Origin of the sequence: Clostridium saccharobutylicum DSM 13864 (genome assembly GCF_000473995.1) — a bacterium.
In the GTDB taxonomy this organism is placed as follows: domain Bacteria; phylum Bacillota; class Clostridia; order Clostridiales; family Clostridiaceae; genus Clostridium; species Clostridium saccharobutylicum.
The window spans coordinates 1,502,433-1,523,330 of sequence record NC_022571.1 but is presented as its reverse complement, the minus strand read 5'-3'; the positions used below and the strand labels follow the sequence as shown (position 1 = coordinate 1,523,330).

Here is a 20,898-nt window from a genome sequence, read left to right as displayed (position 1 = left end):
AATGTTAAATTATATTGTAAGTATGTTAATAAAATTTAACATTTATTAAAATTAAACTTCTAAGATTGATAAATCTTTAAGTGGCTACACTGTAATTATAATAAGATCTCTTATCCAAAATTAAGATTAACTAAAACTAGCCAAAGCCATCCTCTTAGCAGTTGTCTTTCTTTTAACAATAAAGCAAATAATAAAATATTAAGTCCAAGTAAATATTTACTTGGACTTAATAAAATAATAATTATTTAATTGTTATATTTCAAATTTTGTTCTAACTATATATATATGGAATTTTCACTTTAAAAGTTGTTCCTTCCCGTAGTTCACTTTCAACACAAATATCACCATTAAATGTTTTCACTATATGCTTCACAATTGCCAATCCAAGACCTGTTCCACCTTTTTTCCTTGATTTATCAACTCTATAAAAGCGCTCAAATATTCTTGGCACATCTTCTTTTGGTATTCCTATTCCATTGTCAGTTACATTTAAATGATAATATCCATCACTACTACTATAGCTTAATATCTTTACTTTTCCTTTATTATCTTTTGAATACTTTATAGCATTTTCAATTATATTTAATCCTAATTGATAAAATTTATCTCTATCTCCTAATATAAGCTCACTATTACTATCTTCAAATTCTAGCATTATATCTTTACTTGCTGCAGTTTTTTTCATAATATTTAATACGTCATCAATTACATCACCTGGTAAAAATTCTTCTACATCTGCGACCAAATTACTTTCAATATTTGACAATATTAATATATCGTTAATTAATCGTGTTAATCTTTCCGCCTCTTTATCTATTATATCTAAAAACTTTTCTCTAGTTTCATTGTCATTTACAAATCTCAAAGTTTCAGCAAATCCCTTAATAGATGTCAAAGGCGTTTTCAATTCATGAGATACATTTGCCACGAATTGGCTTCTCATAAGCTCAACCCTTTTCATATCTGTAATATCTTGAAATGTTATAACCTTTCCTATATTTTCTCTTCCATTGATCATTTCAGATTTTTTAATTTTCAAATCTCTTTCTATAGGATGAAGTATTTTTATTTCCTTATCATTCTCATCTTCCTCAGCAATGAAACTACTTATATCATAATCTGTTATATAATCAGATAAACATTGTCCTATAATATTCTTTTTTATTCCAAGAATTAACTCTGCACATGGATTAATTGATATAACATTATTATTATTGTCTACTGCAACAACTCCACTATCCATGCTGTTTAATATAGATTCTATTTTATTTTGCTTTTCTATAACCTCGTAAATTTTTATTTGCAATTGCTCAGCCATATTATTGAAACTACTTCCCAAACTGCCAAGTTCATCATTTGTTTTTACATTCGCTCTTATTTTATAATCTCCATTAGCCATTTTAAAAGTTACACTTTCTAGTTCTTTGACTGGCTCTATTATTCTCCTGACCAGCCTTAATGATAGGAATATCGAAAATAGAACAACTATAAATAAAATTAATAAATAAGATTTAATGTTCTCTTTTTGCAAAACTGTTATTGTTTTTATAGGCACTGCACTCCTAATAATTAGATTATTATCTAATCTAGTAGCATAATACATAAGCTTAACTTTTATAGTATCACTATATCTTGTTGCATAACCCTCACCGTTTTCCATAGCTTCTTTAATTTCTGACCTATCTTTATGATTTTCAGTACTTTTTTCTTCATTATCATACAACACATTTCCATCATTATCTATAAGAGTTAATCTTATACCCATATCATTAATCTTTATATTTGGCATTTCATCAATTTTAGTTTCAATATTATCACCAAATTGAGAAATTAAATTATTAACATTTCTAAGTTCCTCTTTTGTATTTTTTATTTGCTGCATATTTATTTCTATAATAAATGATGATGTCAAAATTAATATTACAAACAGAACTGTTATCATAATTAAACCTAATATCTTATTTTTCATAACTAATCCATAGGATTAAACCTATACCCTACTCCTCTTATAGTTTCAATAAACTTGGGATTTTTGTCATCTTGCTCAATTTTCTTTCTAAGGTATCTAATATGAACGTCTACAGTTCTTGTTTCCCCTATATACTCATATCCCCAGATTTTATCCAATAACACTTCTCTTTTAAGAATTTTCCCTTTATTTTTTACTAATATTTGTAAAAGTTCAAATTCTTTTAAAGTTAAATCAATTTTTTTCCCATCAACATAAACTTCATGACGCTCAAAATTTATTTTAAGATTTTGAGAATCGTAAACTTCCTCATCTTCTATATCAAACGTATTAGTTCTTCTAAGTACTGCTTTAGCTCTCGCAAGCAACTCTCTAACCGAAAATGGTTTTGTGATATAATCATCTGCCCCAAGTTCTAATCCTAATATTTTATCCAGTTCTTCACCCTTTGCTGTTAACATGATTATAGAGGTTTTCTGCATATTCTTATCTCTTTTAATTTCTTTACATACTTCAAATCCATCTATTCCTGGCAACATTAAATCTAACAAAAGCAAACTTGGATTTTCACTTTTTGCCATTTTTAATGCATCTATTCCATTATTAGCTGTAATCACTTCATATCCAGCATTAAGCAAATTAAATTTTAATAACTCAACTATGTGTTCCTCATCATCAACTATTAGTATTTTCTCATTAGCCACATTGCTTCCCCCTTAGCGTAAAATAATAAAAGAAAACATTCTTCCATATGCTCCTTCTGATTTTCTATATGAATGTAACTTTATATCATCACTACAATACGTACATAAATCTATACTATTTATATTATGTTCTTCTACACCTGCTCTTTTTAAATCAGATATTATGCAAATTTCCAAATTAAGATTCCTACCATTAAACATATTATTTTCTTCTATGTTATTTTTCTTTTGGATAAATTTTTCTTTCAATTCCTCAGATACTTCATAACAACATTTTCTTATGTGTGGTCCTATATATGCAATAATATCTTTCCCATCAGTATTAAATCTTTCTTTCATTTTTTCAATGGTTTTAAATGTAATTGATTCAAAAGTTCCTCTCCAACCACTATGAATTGCGGCAGCTGCACCATTTGCTTGATCGAATAATATAACTGGTACACAATCAGCAGTAAATACTCCAATAATAACGTTCTTTTCATTTGTTATTATTGCATCCCCTTCCTCATTTTTAATATTATCTATATTTGATTTATACTCCAATACCTTATCACTATGAATTTGTTTAAGATATATCACATCATCTACATTAAATTCTTTTTGTAAAGAGTTTATTTCATTTATCCCTTCTTCTGTATTTCTATTAAAACTCCTATTCATTTCAGCATTTGTAAATACAACTTCAAAATTATTACAATCTATCACAGTGAAATCTTTTTGTCTATCTAATGATTCTAATTTTAATTTTTTCATTATATATCCTCCCAAATTTATTATAAAAGTATTATTAATATTTTTATAATAAAATAATACAATTTTTAATCTAAATAAATATGAACTTAATACTTCAAGTAAATTTATCCTGCTATATTAATATTAACATTCTCTTGACGATTTAGCACTTTTCTTAACCAAAGTTTAACTTATATCTAACATTTTTTAGACATAAATATAAATACATACTCTAAAGTTTAAATTTAAAAGGATATTGAATTAGAATTTTCAATATCCTTTTATACTATGTTATAAGATTTTTTATCTCTTCCAGGAAAGTATTTATATCTTTAAATTGTCTATACACTGATGCAAATCTTACATAAGATATTTCGTCTACTTCCTTTAATCTAATCATAACCATTTCGCCTATATCCTTTGATGGAATTTCTGTAAGCATACTATTTGATATTGTTTTCTCAATATCATATGCCATATCTTCAATCTGTTTTCTTGATACAGGCCTTTTTTGGCACGCAATAATTAATCCATTAATTATTTTTTCCTTATTAAAATTTTCTCTAGTCAAATCTTTTTTAATTACCAAAATAGGAAAATCCTCTATTTTTTCATAAGTAGTATATCGTTTAGAGCATTTTAAGCATTCTCGTCTTCTTCTAATTGTAGTATTATCATCTGTTGATCTAGAATCAACAACTTTGCTTTCTTCAAACCCACAAAATGGACATTTCATTCTATTGATCACCTCTTTGCTTTCGTATATCATATAATCTAATAACATTATACATATATTTTTAAAATCTGGCTATATATTGTTCTCATTCCCTTCATCTTTTGTTTTCACCAAGATAACATCTGTTCCAATCTTAATTATGTCCTCCCACAAAATTTCCTTTTCCTCTTCTTTTCCGAACCAAGATTTTATTTCTCCCGGTAAAATTAATGATAGTATTTTATTTTTGTCACAATCTATTTTAAAATCTTTTATAAAACCAATTTTAGAGCCTGTCAAAATATCTATTACTTCCATGTTTCTCATAGCGTTAAGTGAATGCAATTCAAGTTCCATATTTATCCCTCCCATAATACTAACTAACATTATTATATGATTACAAACAAAATTTAATTACCAGCTATATTCCGTAAATAAAAAAACTGATATTTTAAAATACCAGTTCTTTTACTCATATTATTTTTATACATGTTTTCTCATATGCTTTAAAGCAGTTTTTTCTAATCTTGAAACTTGTGCTTGTGATATACCTATTTCATCTGCAACTTCCATTTGAGTTCTTCCACTAAAGAATCTTAAATTTAAAATTAATTTTTCTCTATCTGTAAGTTTTTTCATTGCCTCTTTTATTGAAATGTTTTCAAGCCAACTTTCATCTGTATCCTTTGAATCACTAATCTGATCCATAACATATATTGCATCGCCTCCATCATGGTAGATTGGCTCATATAATGATACTGGATCTTGTATTGCATCTAATGCAAATACTACATCTTCCCTTGGTAATTCGAGTTCGTGTGCAATTTGCGAAACAGTGGGTTCTTTATTATTATCCTTTATAAATTTTTCTCTCATTATCAAAGCTTTATAAGCAATATCTCTAAGCGATCTGCTTACTCTAATAGAATTATTATCTCTTAAATATCTTCTAATCTCTCCAATTATCATTGGAACTGCATAAGTTGAAAATTTAACATTTTGTGATAAATCAAAATTATCTATAGATTTCATCAACCCAATACAACCAACTTGAAATAAATCATCAATATTTTCTCCTCTATTATTAAAACGTTGAATAACACTAAGTACTAATCTTAAATTCCCCTTTATAAAAGTTTCTCTTGCGCTTTTATCTCCTGACTTCATTTGTAGAAGAAGTTGTTTTTTTTCTTTTTCTTTAAGTATAGGAAGTTTTGAAGTATTAACGCCACATATTTCTACTTTGTTAATTATCACAAGTATCAACCCCTTCGAAAGTAATAATCCATTGCATTAAACATTATTTCCGATAGGCAATACTTTTATACTTAAAGACAACCTAAATCATTCTACTTATTTCTTTTTTTAGTCTTTTAATTATTTTTTTCTCCAATCTAGATATATAAGATTGCGATATTCCAAGCATGTCTGCTACCTCTTTTTGGGTTTTCTCTCTCGTTCCATTTAATCCAAATCGAAGTCTAACTATTTCTTTTTCTCTCTCATTCAAACTTTTTAATGCCATGAGCAATAACTGTTTATCAACTTCATCTTCTATCAAATTATATACTGTATCATTTTCAGTACCCAATATATCTGATAATAGTAACTCATTTCCATCCCAATCAATATTTAAAGGTTCATAAAATGAAATTTCAGCTTTTATTTTACTGTTTCTTCTTAAATACATCAATATTTCATTTTCTATACATCTGGATGCATAGGTTGCAAGCTTAATTTTCTTTTCTGGGTTAAATGTATTTACGGCTTTAATTAAACCTATAGTACCAACTGATATAAGATCTTCTACATATACTCCCGTATTTTCAAATTTTCTAGCTATATACACTACTAATCTTAAATTTCTTTCTATCAGTATACTTCTAATTGTTTCATCTCCATTATTTAATTTGTTTACTAATTCTTCTTCCTCATCTTTTGATAATGGTGGTGGTAGCGCATCATTTCCTCCAACATAATATAGCTTTCTTCTAAATATTTTAAATTTACATAGTAACCTATTGAAAAATAGAATCAGTTTTTCCATAAATATCCCCCTCTATACTATGCCTCTTGGCAATAGCGCATTAAACTCATTTTCTCCGCTCATTTTTTCTTTACACGGACATATTATTGCGTCTATTAATCCATAAGCAAAATTTTTATTCTCAATTTTTATATTATTAACTCTTATCCCTTTTAAATTACCTCCATATCCTATTGAATTATATGGTATAGAATATGTATTTTTGCCTTCAAATCCTATATCACTTATTATATTTTCTTCAATAAGAATACATGGAAGATTTGTAATTGGTTCTCTAAGTTCATTCCCTGTATCTAAAAAACCATTTAAACAATATTTCTTATCACCGATAATAAATTGTACATTAAAATTATAATTACTAACAAAAATTCTCTCCCTTACATAATCAGCAATTCTAGTATAGATAATATATATGCTCATTGTGCCTATCATAATATACTTAATTGAATACTTCTGTATTTCAAATGTATTCCCTAATATATATATATTTTGCTTTAGTGAAAATAAAAAACATATACCACTAAGCATAAATGTCACTCCTAAAAATACTCCTAATAACTTAATCATATTTATTAAGTTTGTTTTTCCATATGCTATTCGTAACATTATGCAAGCTATCAATATTTCAAAAGGTATAATTCTAAAAAAGTAAAGCCCTGGAACAATTACTACTACTGTGTACATTCCTCCAATAAAACTAGAAGTAATTAATAAAATTAATTTACTTTTATGTTTTATAACTCTCATAGTTAAAGTTAACAAAAATAAATTTACGATGAAATTTTCTAAAATTAAAACATCCACATAAATTATCATGTTAAATCCCCCTATCTGTTTAAACTTTATTATAGACTTATTTCTCTTAAAAATTTGTCGCAATCACATGGATTAAACTTATTTTTTAATTTTCTTTTTTTTCATATATTTACATTTTAATTAACTTTATTCCATTCAAAACTAATTTAATATTAAAAATATTTTTTATTAGATATCTTTGATAAAGTGAATAAAAAAAGATGCGGTTAATTTACCACATCTTTTCTTATGTTATTCTAATGTTTTTTTTGCCTTCTTAAAAAAACCGGTATGTCTAAATCATCTGATTCGTAGCTATTTGAATTTGTTTCTGGTTCCTTTTGCTCAACAGTAGCTGCTACTTCTTGTTTTATAACTTCTTGTACCTGTGTTTTTTTAACTTCTTCTAAGGTTGAACCACCACTAGCATTTTCACTTTCAAATCCCGTTGCTATTACTGTAATTCTTATTTCTTCAGTAAGTGTTTCATCAATTACTGCTCCTACAATTATGTTTGCATCTGGATCAACAGCTTCACGAACAACATCTGCTGCATCATAAACTTCTAATGCTCCAAGATCTGCACCACCAGTAAAGTTTATAATAACATCTGTAGCTCCATTTATTGATGTTTCTAAAAGTGGAGATGATATCGCTTGTTTAACAGCATCTTGAGTTCTTGTGTCGCCTTTACCAAAACCTACTCCCATATGAGCTAATCCTTTATCAAGCATTACAGCTTTTATATCAGCAAAATCAGCATTAATTACCCCTGTTATTGTAATTAAATCTGAGATTGCCTGTACTCCTTGTCTTAAAACTTCATCTGCTAATTTAAACGAATCTAACAATGTTGTTTTTTTATCAGCCATTGTAAGCAATCTTTCATTAGGAATAATAACTAATGTATCAACCTTTTCCATTAAATTTTCAATTCCCATTTCAGCGTGTCTCATTCTTCTTTTACCTTCAAAAGGGAATGGTTTTGTAACAACACCGACAGTTAATATGTCCATAGATTTAGCTATTTCTGCAACAACTGGAGCAGCTCCAGTTCCTGTTCCACCGCCCATACCAGCAGTAATAAATACCATATTAGCACCCTTGATTGATGCTGTAATTTCTTCTCTACTTTCTTCAGCTGCTTTCTTTCCTATTTCAGGATTAGCACCAGCACCTAATCCTTTAGTTAGTTTTTCTCCAATTTGAATTTTTTGATCTGCATTAGAAAGCAATAATGCTTGCTTATCTGTATTTATTGCAATAAATTCAACATTTTTTAATCCTTCTACTATCATTCTATTTACGGCATTACTTCCACCGCCACCGCAACCAATTACTTTTATGTTGGTTAATTCTTGCATATCTGCTTCAAAATCTAACAAAACAATTCCTCCCTTTAGAAAATCTTCTCGAAAAAGCATTTAATCTTTTTTAAAACATGATTTCCGCTTTCATTATTGTGTAAATTTTCTGTTTCACTTATTTTTTTACTTTCATCAATTGGAACTTTACTATTATCTCCTAATAAATTTAATCTATCATACACTTCTTTAACTATTGCTAAAGAAGTTATATTTTCTGAATTTTTTATTCCTAAATCAGTTTTTGTTATAACCTTCGTTTTTCTTTCAAAGATATTATCAACGGTTTCATTTATGTCCTCAAAATAGCTTACTCCATCTCCATATAAAATTATACTACAAATTCTATCATAATGACCAGTCTTTTTTAACTGTATATTAACATGATTTAAAATTTCTTCAATTCTAGCATTTGTAACTTCATAAAATAATTTTCTAGATATATCTATAGTTCCAACTCTAATCTTATCCGGTATAGAATTATCTGTAAATAAAGATTTACAATTTCCTGCATATATTTTTTTTATATTGTCAGCCTCTAAAAATGAAAATCCACCACAAATAGCTAAGTCATTAGATATATTATTCCCACCTACTGATATATTACTTATATTTTTAATAATATTACCACTAAATAGTGCTATATCAACTACTCCTGCTCCTATATCAACTAAAGCTATCTCACCCATAGCATTTTTATCATTCAAAAAAACTTGTTTTCCAGATATTACATTCAACTTTATATATTTAACATTATAGTTAGTTCCCTTAAATAATTCGTAATATTTTTGTATTTCTTTACCCTCTGCAATTATAAAAGTAAGATTTAATTCAAGTTTTTTTCCTTTCCAATTTAATATTTCTTTATGCATCACCTTTCCATCTAATACATAAAAATTTATTAATGAATCTATTACAATTTCATCATCATTTATTGCAATATTTTTTTTACCTTTTTCTAAAGCTCTTCTTAAATCTTTTCCTGTAACTTTTTCATCCTTCAAGCCAATCTCCACCGTAGTTTCAGTAATTCTAACCTTTCTTGAAGAAATGCCAATAGATACATCTTTTATATTTCTTCTTGTTTTCTCTTCCAAAGTCTTAAGTAAATCATTTACAGTAACTCTACATTTCTCAATATCAGTTAATAATCCCTTTTCTACACCTGCAGATTTGCAAAACTCAACTCCCAATATCTCAATTTCATCATCTTTACCTTTAACTGCCATAGCTGCTGATAACTTTTTACTACCAATGTCTAATGATGTAATTATCTCTTGTTGCATGATTACTTCTTTCCCTTCCCGCCAGAAAAAATCTACTGATAAAAATATATTCAACATATTTATCAAATTTCCTCTTTTAATTATGAACTAAAATAAAAAAATTATTTTATTTTATAATATCACTAAAACTATGTACCAATTTTTAATTAAATAATATTTGTTTTTATAAAAACTAAAAATAAGCGGTATGTTTTTTTGACCATTATTTTAATAATTTACACATGAACATTTCTATAAATCTAAAGTTCCAATAACCACTCAAAAAACACATATCACTTATTTTTATAATTATACACATAACTCTGAATTACAATTACTTTTTGTATATTTAAGTAAAACTTTGAGGTTTGTTTCATAAAACATTATATCACTCAATTTTTTGTAAATAATTCTTTTTTTAATTTTTTTAAAGCTTTTTTTTCTATTCTAGATACATATGATCTAGAAATTCCTAAACTTATCGCAATTTCTCTTTGTGTTTTACACTTTCCATCTATTAATCCATACCTCATTATTAAAATAGAACTTTCTCTTTTTGTTAAAGATTCACCTAATTTTTTATATAAAGCCCTAACTTGTAAATTATTTTCTACTTTTTCTAAAACACAATCTTTTTCACTGCTCAATATGTCCATAAGACAAAATTCATTTCCCTCTTTATCAACACCAATTGGGTCCTGAAGGTAAATTTCACCCTTTTGCTTTTTATTATTTCTAAACAACATTAAAATTTCATTTTCAATACAACGCGAAGCATAAGTTGCTAGTCTAGTTCCTTTACTAGAATCAAATGAATCTATAGCCTTTATTAATCCAACAGTTCCAATTGATATTAGCTCATCTACATCTTTATTCGGAAATGAATATTTTTTTACAATATGCGCCACTAATCTTAAGTTTCTTTCTATTAACACATTCTTAGCATTTTTATCTCCTTCTTTAAGTTTTTTTAAATACATTTGTTCTTCACTTTCATCAAGAGGCAAGGGAAACGTATTACTACTTGTTATATATCCCGTCAAAAAAAATGAATTGCACACTAGGTCTATTAAACCATTTAATATAAACACCTTTTTCCTCCATAACAGTGCTTGATATTATAATATGTTTAAATTCAGAAAAAGTTGCTTATTCATTTTATTTATCCCACATTTAATTTCTGTACTATATCTTTAAACACTGGTGCTGCTGTATCTCCGCCTCCTAAATCTTCATTATCTCCATTCTTTGTTGTTGATTCTATATTAGGTGTAAATACTACCATGGAATATTTTTTTCCACCTACACTAAAAAATCCAACAAACCACCCATGTGTCTCTTTATTGCTGCCGGTTGCTGACCCTGTCTTACCACCTATATCTAAATTTGGTGAGTATGCTTTTATCCCAGTTCCTTTTTTAACAACTTGTCTCAATGAATTCTGTATTAATTTTGCTGTAGTTTCACTATAAATTCTTTTTTCATCAGTTTTAAATTCTTTAATCATATTATCGTCTTTATCTAGTATTCCCTCAACTAAATATGGCTTTACATAAACTCCATTATTGGTTATCGAATTTATACTTCCCAACATTTGAACAGGAGTTACATTCATACATTGTCCTATTGATATATTATTCATTCCTGATGACTCACTTGGTTTTACACCTTTTGATTCATTTACATTTCCACTATCTAAATTTAAAACTTTATCATATAATCCTTGCTCCTGCGAATATTTCATTAAATTATCATATCCGACCTTTGATCCTATTTCTGCAAAGATATCGTTGCATGATTTCTCAAATGCTTGCTCAACTGTTAATTTTCCATATGCTTTTTTATCTATTTTGCCTGTAGCAACAAATGTATCATCAATATTTACTAATCCCATGTCTAGTGCAGCACCTAATGTAATTGATTTATATATAGATCCTGGTTCATATCCTATTTGTTGTATTCCTAAATTTATATTAGCTTCACTTTCATCCTTTTGTACCATAGCTCTTATTTTTCCAGTATCCGCTTCCATTATAGTAACACCTATATTGCTTAAATAAGAGTATTCATCTTTATTTAAAATCTCTCTTATTTTATCTTCCATATCCTTATCTATTGTTAATTTTACATTTCTATTATTATCACTTACGTTTACTTGTTGTTTTGCATATACTGCTCTATCATCTAAATAAAATTCACTTTTTGGTTTCTCATTATATTGAAGATAACTATAAAGTTCATCTTCTAAAGATCCTTGCTCCTTATCATTATCTAATATTGTTGAAAGCATGCTACTGACACTCCACGCTTTCTTTGTATCTACTTCATCGCGAACATAAGTGTATATCCCCTTTATATTTTTTAATTTATTAATTTTATTATATGTATCTTCTGAGATATCATAATATATCTTTCCACTTTGTTTCATTATTTCTGTATAATTAAAGTTTGGATTTTCAGATTTCATTATAAAATTTAAAGCCATTAAATCTTCTAATGTTTCTTCATAATTGTTTAAAGTAAAAGGCTTTGTATCTATTACTAACACATATTTTTTATTATATTTCATTAAATCTTTCCCATTTGTATCTAAAATCATATAACTCATATTACTTATATTTTCTTCCTGGTGATTTTGATATGATCCTTGTACTTTTTCAGAAGGATATACTTGTAGTATATATAATCTTGTAGTTAAAATAATTATAACTGTAAGAAACACCGATAAAACGTGTAATAATCTTCTTTTTCTATCAAATTTCTTTGTAAAAATATTAAAACACCTCCCTTTAGCTAAATTGTAGCCTTAGGAATGGTGTTTTATTCATAAATATTTATATTTTATTTTACATTTAAACATATTTAAAACAACAAATAATCATCGTAAAAAATATACATTGAATTTTCAACTTGTTATTGTTCCTAGATTTAAACTGATAAAGTTTTATTTTCTTTTACTAACATGTCATTCTTTTGCAATGGTTTATCAACTTTCACCTTAAAAATCATATGTGCTCTATTAGCAACATTTGTCTCAACATTTTTTTCCACATCAAACATGTCTGAAATTTTTATTTTAAAGTATGGAGATTGTGCTCTTAGCACTTCAATTTCATCACTTTCAAATACTCTATTTTTTTGAAGAATTGTTGCTACTTGAGTTTTTTCATCATATTCTTTAACAATTCCTACAATTTCATAATCTCTAACATATGATGATTCATCATAATTCTGTTCTCCGCTTTTTCCTAAGAAGAATCCTGTATGATACTGCCTATGACTTACTTTATTTAATATATCCATCCATTCTTGCTTAAATTCAAACTTATCTGGATTCTCCCAGTAGCTATCTAAAGCTTCTCTATAGGCCTTAACAACTGAAGCCACATAAAATTCACTCTTCATTCTACCTTCAATTTTAAATGAATATATTCCACTCTTAACAAGTTCAGGTATATAATGAATCATGCACAAATCTTTAGAATTCATTATGTATGTACCATTATCGTCTTCTATTACTGGATAATATTCTCCTGGTCTAGTTTCTTCCATTAAATGATATTTAAATCTACATGCATTTGCACAGATACCTTTATTTGCATCCCTTCCAAGCATATAATTTGATATTAAACATCTTCCTGAATATGCAATACACATTGATCCATGTACAAACGCTTCTATATCACATCCTTCAGGAATATTAGAAGTTATAGTATTTATTTCATTAAATGTTAACTCTCTAGCTAACACTACTCTCTTTACTCCTAGATCATACCAAAACTTAGTTGCAACCCAATTCACAGTATTCGCTTGCGTGCTTAAGTGTAATTCTAATTTGGGTGCCACCTCTTTAGCTATAGAAATTAATGAAGGATCCGCCACAATTATGGCATCTATCCCTAAATCATATAACTCCTTAATATAATCTCCTGCACCTTTTAAATCATGATTTCTTGCAAAAACATTTAAAGTTACATATACTTTTTTTCCTCTATCATGACAATATTTTATTCCTTCTACCATTTCTTCATTTGTTAAATTATTTGAAAAAGCTCTTAAATTAAGCTTACTACCACCAAGATATACTGCATCTGCTCCAAAATCTATTGCTATTTTTAATTTTTCTAAATTTCCAGCTGGTGCTAAAATTTCTGGTTTTCTCATTTTTGCTTACCTCCTCTTTGTAACTGCAATTCCATCACCCATAGGTATTACAGATGTAATTAATTTTTCATCTTGTGTAACCATATCTAAATATGTTCTCATTCTTTTAACTATAGTTATTTTTCTTCTCTTAACTAATTCCTGTGATGCAACCATTCCTCTAAACAAAACATTATCTGCTACAATTATTCCCTCTTGACTTAGTAGCCTTAAACAATGAGGTAAAAAATGATTATAATGTCCTTTACCTGCATCCATAAATATAAAATCAAATGGCTCATTTAGTTTTTCTAAAATTTCTAAACAATCACCTTTTTCAATTTTTATTTTATGACCTAAATTAAATTTTTCTAAATTAGATGTTGCAAGTTCTATCATTTTTTCATCACGTTCAATTGTTATAATTTCAGGTTCTGTTCCTGCTGCTTCATACATTAATATTGATGAAAAACCTACTGCAGTGCCTAATTCTAATATTCTCTTTGGTTTTTTCATACTTGTCATAAATTCTAAAAATACACCTGTTTCTTTTTGAACTATAGGAACACCATTTTCCCTTGCAAGATCTTCTATTTCTTTTAATCGACCCTCTCTATTAGGGATTAAACCTCTAATGTAATCTTCCATATAGTCATATGTAATTTTACTCATTAATTTCCTCCAAAAATTTAATATCCTAATTCTTTCTTTTTATTTAAGAAGTCATCATAGTTATCAGTAAAATAATGCGAACCATCTTTTTGCAATATATAATATATATAATTTGTTTTTGCTGGTAATAAAGCAGCTTTAATAGATTGTATTCCCGGGTTACCTATAGGACCTATTGGTAAGCCTTTATACTTGTAAACATTATACGGCGAATCTATTCCTAAATGTTTGTTTAACACTACATCTACATGATATCCTAAAGCATAAATTACTGCAGCATCAACTTGTAACTTCATATCCTTTTCTAGTCTATTGTAAATTACAGATGAAATTAAAGGTCTATCTGAATCTACTCTAGCTTCTTTCTCTACCATAGATGCTACAGTTATTATTTTTTCTATATCTTCATCTTTTATTTCACTATTAGTATCATTCTCTACTTGTTTCATAACTTGCTTAAATCTATTCAGCATCATACTAATTATATAATTTGCATCCGATTCATTTGCAATTAAATATGTATCTGGATATAAAAATCCTTCTAAATTATATCTTTTATTATCATTCTTTTTGACAAAATCAGGTACGTCATAATTTTTTACTGCATACAAAAATTCCTTTTTGCTGCATAATCCTTTTGCTTCTACAGTTTTTGCAATATCTTCTATTGAATACCCTTCTGGTATTGTTAATTTTACTAACGATTTATTATCATCTGTATTTTCTAAGGAATTTATTAATTCATCTAATGTAGTATCTGTTTCTATTTGATAAATTCCTTCGTTTAGTCTTATATTTTTTTTATCTATACTTAACTTTACCTTTAGCAAAAGTTTATTTGATAGTTTATTTTCATCACCTAGTCTGTTCAATACATCATAAAAGCCTTCGCCTTGTTTAACTTCTATAATAATTTTATCTTCATCGCATTTTAACGGCCTTTGTATTACTTTATTATAAGAAATTATAAAACTTAATGCTATAATAGCTAAAAAAAGTATAAATAATACTATTAGCCTTCTAGATGGTTTAAATTTCTTCATAAATTTTCTCCTAATACAATTAAAGTAAATAGCCCAAAAGACTATTTACTTTTAATTATAATTAATTTAATTAGAGTTTAAAATATTATATCAAAAATTATTTTTTATTTCTACTGATCATTCTTCTTCTTTCAGCAGCATCTAATACTCTTTTTCTCATTCTAATGTTTTCTGGAGTAACTTCAACTAATTCATCAGCATTTATGAATTCTAAACATTGTTCAAGAGTCATTTCGATTGGTGGTGTTAACTTTAACGCATCATCAGCTCCTGATGATCTTGTATTAGTAAGTTTTTTACCTTTACATACATTTATTTCAATATCTTCTGCTCTTGCTGAAACACCAACAATCATACCACCATATACTGGAACACCAGCACCTATAAATAATTGTCCTCTTTCTTGAGCATTATATAATCCATATGCTATTGAGTCGCCTGCTTCAAATGAAACAATTGATCCTCTACTTCTTCCTGGAATTTCACCTTTATATTTTTCATAGCTATCAAATACATGGTTCATTATTCCATTACCTTTTGTATCAGTCATGAATTCATTTCTAAATCCAATAAGTCCTCTAGCTGGAACCTTAAATTCTAATCTTGTATATCCATTTACTGCTGATGTCATATTAACCATTTCAGCTTTTCTAGGTCCTAATTTTTCCATAACTGGTCCCATGAATTCTTCTGGAACATCAATTGTTAAGTATTCAATTGGTTCTTCCTTATGGCCATTTACTTCTCTAAATATAACATTAGCTTTTGAAACTTGGAATTCATACCCTTCTCTTCTCATTGTTTCTATAAGAACTGAAAGATGAAGTTCTCCTCTTCCTGAAACTTCAAAACAATCTGGAGTAAGTTCATTTACTCTTAAACTTACATTAGTTTCAAGTTCTTTCATTAATCTATCTCTTAAATGTCTTGAAGTTACAAATTCTCCTTCTTGACCTGCAAATGGTGAATCATTTACCATAAAGTTCATGCTAAGAGTTGGTTTATCAATTTCAACAAATGGTAATGCTTCTGGTGCTGTAGAATCTGCTATAGTTTCACCTATATTTGCATCAAGAACACCACTTAATGCAACAATATCTCCCATTCCTGCTTCGTCTGTTTCTACTCTTTTTAATCCATTATATGTAAATAAACTACTGATTTTATAATTAGCTGTTGTTCCATCTTGTCTAACTAATGTAACAGTTTGATTTTTCTTAACTTTTCCTCTATGAATCTTACCAATTGCAATTTTTCCAACATATTCATTTGTATCTAATGTAGTTACAAGCATTTGGAATGGTTCATCCATATATCCTTCTGGTGGTGCAACATGCTTTAATATAGTTTCAAATACTGGTGCCATATCATTATTTGTATCTTCTACATTATATTTAGCGAATCCTTCTCTAGCTGATGCATAAAGAATTGGGAAATCTAATTGTTCATCATTTGCACCTAGTTCTACGAATAAATCAAATACTTCATCAATAACTTCTGTTGGTCTAGCATCTGGTTTATCAATCTTATTTATTATAACTATTGGTTTAAGCCCTAATTCTAATGATTTCTTAAGAACAAACTTTGTTTGTGGCATTGGTCCTTCATAAGAATCTACAACAAGTAAAACTGAATCAACCATTTTAAGTACACGTTCTACTTCTCCACCGAAATCAGCATGTCCTGGAGTATCTACAATATTAATTTTAACTCCATCATGCATTACTGCAGTATTCTTTGAAAGTATTGTAATTCCTCTTTCTTTTTCTAAATCATTAGAATCCATTACTCTTTCTTCTACTTTTTCATTACTTCTAAAAACATGACTTTGCTTTAACAAAGCATCCACTAAAGTTGTTTTACCGTGGTCAACGTGCGCGATGATCGCAATATTTCTTATATCTTGTCTTTTAATTAACTCCATTTTAATTCCTCCAAACAGTATTTAAACTGTGAATTTTCTTTAAGATTAGTTTATCCTCAGTCAAGTTTATAAATAAGTAAAAATTTAAGTATATCTTGTAAATAAAGTACATATTATTTAATTTATATTACTTGTTAAATAAACTTGCCAATACTTAATGTAAACCTATAACTGTTTTTTTCCAAAAGAAAATTGGATACATAAAGTACCCAATTTCCTACACAACTATTTATAATAGTACTCTTTCCACAAAAAAAAGTCAAGTCAATTCCAAATTAATTATAAACTTAGCAATTTAAAATTCCATGATAATTGGTAATATCATCGGTTTTCTCTTAGTCTTTTCATAAAGAAATTCTCTAAGTTCATCTCTCATTTTAGATTTCAATGTTGCCCAATCAGTGATTTGCTTTTCTTCACAATCTCTTAATACAACTTTAACAATTTCTCTTGCTTCATCCATGAGTCCTTCTGATTCTCTTACATAAACAAATCCTCTAGATATTATATCTGGTCCAGATACAACTCTACCTGTTTGTTTTTCAATTGTAACAACAACCGTTAAAATACCGTCTTGAGAAAGATGTTTTCTATCCCTTAATACAATATTTCCAACATCACCGACACCAAGACCATCAACAAAAACTTGCCCTGAAGTAACAGTACCATTTTTCTTAATATAATTTCTTGCTAACTCGATGACATCTCCATTTTCAGGAATCAATAAATTCTTTTCTGGTAATCCAAGTTCCATTGCTAATTCACCATGTTTTTTCAAATGTCTGTATTCACCATGAACCGGTATAAAGAATCTTGGTTTAACCAATGAGTGCATTAATTTCAATTCCTCTTGGCACGCATGACCTGAAACATGAATCTTCTCTGAAGAATCATATATAACTTCAGCGCCTTTTTTAAAGAGTTGATTTACAACTTTTGAAACAAATTTTTCATTTCCTGGAATTGGTGTAGCTGAAATAATAACTGTATCTCCAGGCACTACATTAATTTTTCTGTGTTCTGATGCTGCCATTCTAGCCAATGCTGACATTGGTTCTCCTTGGCTGCCTGTTGTTATTATTACGACTTTTTCATTTGGATATTTTGAAATTTGATCAACAGGAATAAGTACATCTTTTTCAAGAGTAATATAACCTAGTTCTATTGCCACTTGAACAATATTTTCCATACTTCTTCCTGATACTGCTACTTTTTTATTATGAGCCTGAGCTGCTGTAATAATTTGCTGTATCCTATGAACATTAGATGCAAACGTAGCAACTATAATTCTCCCATTTGCTTTATTAAATAATCTTAGGAAAGTATCACCAACAACTCTTTCTGTCATAGTATATCCTGGTCTTTCAACATTTGTTGAATCGGCCATCATAACTAGAACACCTTTTCTTCCCAATTCTGCCAATCTTGCAAAATCCATCATTTCTCCATCAATTGGAGTGTAATCAATCTTAAAGTCTCCTGTATGAAGTACTACTCCAAGAGGTGTATGAATTGCAATTGCAACTGAATCAGCAATTGAGTGATTCGTTTTTATAAATTCTACTGAAACACTGCTTAATTTAATTATGTCTTTTGGTTTTACTCTTATTAATTCTGTTGAACTTAGTAAACCGTGCTCCTTTAACTTTGTTTCAACTATTCCAAGAGTAAGTTTAGTACCATAAACAGGAACATTTAGCTGCTTTAACACATATGGCAATGCTCCTATATGGTCTTCATGTCCATGAGTTAAAAATATTCCTTTAATTTTTTCCGAATTCTTTAGAAGATATGAAATATCCGGTATTACAATATCTATTCCAAACATATCATCATCTGGAAATTTCAATCCACAGTCTATTATTACAATGTCTTCCTTGTATTCAATAGCTGTTATATTTTTTCCTATTTCGTTTATACCACCAAGAGGAATTATTTTTATCTTCGCTCTTTCATTTTTCATATTTCCCCTCCTTTTTTCTATATTATTTTATAAACAAAGGCTCTTTCTAAAAATATAAAGTCCTTTTATTCATCATTTAGCTTTTTTTGACATTCTTCACATATACCATAGAACTTTACACTATGGTCTAAAATTTTAAATTTATATTGTTGCTCAATTTCTGTTTCAAGTTCTTCTAATAAATCATCTTGAACTTCTGATACTTTATGGCAAATGTTGCATACAAGATGATGATGTCTATGTGTTTCATCAGAATGCACAATTTCATATCTGCTACATCCATCATTTAAATCTAATCTAGATATAACTCCAAGCTCTTCTAATAAAATAATAGTTCTATATACTGTCGCCAATCCTATTTCAGGACAGTTTTGTTTTACTTCATCATATATTTCTTCTGCAGTTAAATGCTTACCTTCATTCTTAATAATTGCATCAACAATAGATCTTCTTTGAGGAGTTAATTTATAACCCTTTTTTTTTAAATCTTCTTTTAAGGCATTCATATCAATTAAATTTGGTTGATCCATATATAACACCTCACCTAATAATTATTTGTATTAAATTTATATTGTGAAATAATCTTCTAAATTTCAAGACTATTTCACAATTATTTCAATTTATATCTACTCCTCAAATAAACCGTCTTCATTCATAAGAGTATCATAAGTTTCTAATACCATTGCAAATTCATCATCATCATCTTCTAGTGCTACAAACACTTCACTACCATCTTCATCTTTAAAAATTTTAAAAGCATATGCCTCATCACTATCATCAAATGCTGGTGTTGCAACTATATATTGACCTTTTAATTTTTCTATTTCAAAGTATATTATAACCTCAAACTTAACGTCATTTCCGTCTTCATCAGGTATATACACATATTTTGCGTTTTTATCCATATTTTTTTCCTTCCTTTATCCACTTATGTATGTAGCACCATTCTATTATTATAATAAAATGTTAAAAATAACTGCTAATTATACACAATCTATATAATAATATTTATACAACATATTATTATTTTCATCTTTAAATTTATTTATATTCAAAGATTGTCATTAAAATCAAATTATAATATCATAACAATTTAACTTTAAGATGATTTTATCTTGAAATCATATCTAAGTATCCTTGAAGTATATATGTTGATGCTATTTTATCTACAATCTTCTTTCTTTTATTTCTTGATAAATCAGCTTCTAACATAGCTTTGTGTGCTGCAACAGTAGTTAAACGTTCATCCCAAAACTTTATTTCTATGTTTAATTTTTCTTTTATCAACTCTCCAAAAGCCATTGTAATTTCTCCAGATGGTCCTATTGTTCCGTTCATATTCTTTGGAAGTCCAATTACTATAACTTCAACATTATATTCATCACAAAACTTTTTCACTTCTTCAATATCTTTTTCTTTATTAGTTCTTCTTATTGTAGTTAAACCTTGTGCAGTAAATCCTAACGGATCTGAAACTGCTACTCCTATAGTTTTTGATCCTACATCTAGTCCAAGTATTCTCAAATTTCAGCACCTCTTAAAAATTAAGAGTGCCCGTTCTA

The 20,898-nt window shown here is 28.0% G+C and carries 20 protein-coding genes; all 20 read right to left on the bottom strand.

All coding sequences use genetic code 11. The annotated features are described in order from the left end of the window. Positions 1-271: 271 nt before the first annotated feature. Positions 272-1,969, bottom strand: a complete 1,698-nt coding sequence (locus tag CLSA_RS06585; protein WP_041716143.1) for a sensor histidine kinase — start codon at positions 1,967-1,969, stop codon at positions 272-274. A gap of 2 nt (positions 1,970-1,971) precedes the next feature. Next, entirely contained in the window at positions 1,972-2,673 is a 702-nt protein-coding gene (locus CLSA_RS06580; protein ID WP_022744632.1) for a response regulator transcription factor, read from the bottom strand. A 12-nt stretch (positions 2,674-2,685) separates the two neighbouring features. Continuing rightward, a complete protein-coding gene (gene pgeF / locus CLSA_RS06575) occupies positions 2,686-3,426 on the bottom strand; it encodes a peptidoglycan editing factor PgeF (RefSeq protein WP_022744631.1) in 741 nt (246 codons plus the stop codon). A 265-nt stretch (positions 3,427-3,691) separates the two neighbouring features. Next, entirely contained in the window at positions 3,692-4,141 is a 450-nt protein-coding gene (gene nrdR / locus CLSA_RS06570; RefSeq protein ID WP_022744630.1) for a transcriptional regulator NrdR, read from the bottom strand. 72 nt (positions 4,142-4,213) lie between these two features. Beyond that, a complete protein-coding gene (locus CLSA_RS06565) occupies positions 4,214-4,477 on the bottom strand; it encodes a YlmC/YmxH family sporulation protein (protein WP_022744629.1) in 264 nt (87 codons plus the stop codon). A 126-nt stretch (positions 4,478-4,603) separates the two neighbouring features. After that, positions 4,604-5,377: an RNA polymerase sporulation sigma factor SigG gene (gene sigG / locus CLSA_RS06560; protein WP_022744628.1), complete on the bottom strand. Its 774-nt coding sequence runs from the start codon at positions 5,375-5,377 to the stop codon at positions 4,604-4,606. Between the two features lie 82 nt (positions 5,378-5,459). Continuing rightward, the gene (sigE, locus tag CLSA_RS06555) at positions 5,460-6,167 is read right to left on the bottom strand and encodes an RNA polymerase sporulation sigma factor SigE (RefSeq protein WP_022744627.1); all 708 of its coding nucleotides are present in this window, start codon (positions 6,165-6,167) and stop codon (positions 5,460-5,462) included. A gap of 12 nt (positions 6,168-6,179) precedes the next feature. Next, complete coding sequence (locus tag CLSA_RS06550) at positions 6,180-6,983, bottom strand: sigma-E processing peptidase SpoIIGA (RefSeq protein WP_022744626.1); 804 nt, start codon at positions 6,981-6,983, stop codon at positions 6,180-6,182. 236 nt (positions 6,984-7,219) lie between these two features. After that, entirely contained in the window at positions 7,220-8,347 is a 1,128-nt protein-coding gene (gene ftsZ / locus CLSA_RS06545; RefSeq protein WP_041716141.1) for a cell division protein FtsZ, read from the bottom strand. A 14-nt stretch (positions 8,348-8,361) separates the two neighbouring features. Further along, positions 8,362-9,612 carry a cell division FtsA domain-containing protein gene (locus CLSA_RS06540; RefSeq protein WP_041716494.1) on the bottom strand — a complete coding sequence of 417 codons (1,251 nt, stop codon included), beginning with the start codon at positions 9,610-9,612 and terminating at the stop codon, positions 8,362-8,364. A 371-nt stretch (positions 9,613-9,983) separates the two neighbouring features. Next, positions 9,984-10,682: an RNA polymerase sporulation sigma factor SigK gene (gene sigK, locus CLSA_RS06535; RefSeq protein ID WP_022744623.1), complete on the bottom strand. Its 699-nt coding sequence runs from the start codon at positions 10,680-10,682 to the stop codon at positions 9,984-9,986. A gap of 71 nt (positions 10,683-10,753) precedes the next feature. Then, complete coding sequence (locus tag CLSA_RS06530) at positions 10,754-12,190, bottom strand: penicillin-binding transpeptidase domain-containing protein (RefSeq protein WP_207713846.1); 1,437 nt, start codon at positions 12,188-12,190, stop codon at positions 10,754-10,756. Between the two features lie 329 nt (positions 12,191-12,519). Then, positions 12,520-13,755: a peptidase U32 family protein gene (locus tag CLSA_RS06525; RefSeq protein ID WP_022744621.1), complete on the bottom strand. Its 1,236-nt coding sequence runs from the start codon at positions 13,753-13,755 to the stop codon at positions 12,520-12,522. A gap of 6 nt (positions 13,756-13,761) precedes the next feature. Continuing rightward, positions 13,762-14,406, bottom strand: a complete 645-nt coding sequence (locus CLSA_RS06520) for an O-methyltransferase (RefSeq protein ID WP_022744620.1) — start codon at positions 14,404-14,406, stop codon at positions 13,762-13,764. 17 nt (positions 14,407-14,423) lie between these two features. Beyond that, positions 14,424-15,449: an endolytic transglycosylase MltG gene (gene mltG, locus CLSA_RS06515; protein WP_022744619.1), complete on the bottom strand. Its 1,026-nt coding sequence runs from the start codon at positions 15,447-15,449 to the stop codon at positions 14,424-14,426. 97 nt (positions 15,450-15,546) lie between these two features. Further along, positions 15,547-17,373, bottom strand: a complete 1,827-nt coding sequence (gene typA, locus CLSA_RS06510) for a translational GTPase TypA (protein WP_022744618.1) — start codon at positions 17,371-17,373, stop codon at positions 15,547-15,549. A 295-nt stretch (positions 17,374-17,668) separates the two neighbouring features. Then, positions 17,669-19,336, bottom strand: coding sequence for a ribonuclease J (locus CLSA_RS06505; RefSeq protein WP_022744617.1), 1,668 nt, complete (start codon positions 19,334-19,336; stop codon positions 17,669-17,671). A gap of 65 nt (positions 19,337-19,401) precedes the next feature. Then, on the bottom strand, positions 19,402-19,866 hold the full coding sequence (locus tag CLSA_RS06500; protein ID WP_022744616.1) for a Fur family transcriptional regulator: 465 nt from the start codon (positions 19,864-19,866) through the stop codon (positions 19,402-19,404). A 96-nt stretch (positions 19,867-19,962) separates the two neighbouring features. Next, positions 19,963-20,241, bottom strand: a complete 279-nt coding sequence (locus CLSA_RS06495; protein WP_022744615.1) for a DUF1292 domain-containing protein — start codon at positions 20,239-20,241, stop codon at positions 19,963-19,965. Positions 20,242-20,446: 205 nt separating this feature from the next. After that, positions 20,447-20,860 carry a Holliday junction resolvase RuvX gene (gene ruvX, locus CLSA_RS06490; RefSeq protein WP_022744614.1) on the bottom strand — a complete coding sequence of 138 codons (414 nt, stop codon included), beginning with the start codon at positions 20,858-20,860 and terminating at the stop codon, positions 20,447-20,449. Positions 20,861-20,898: the final 38 nt, after the last annotated feature.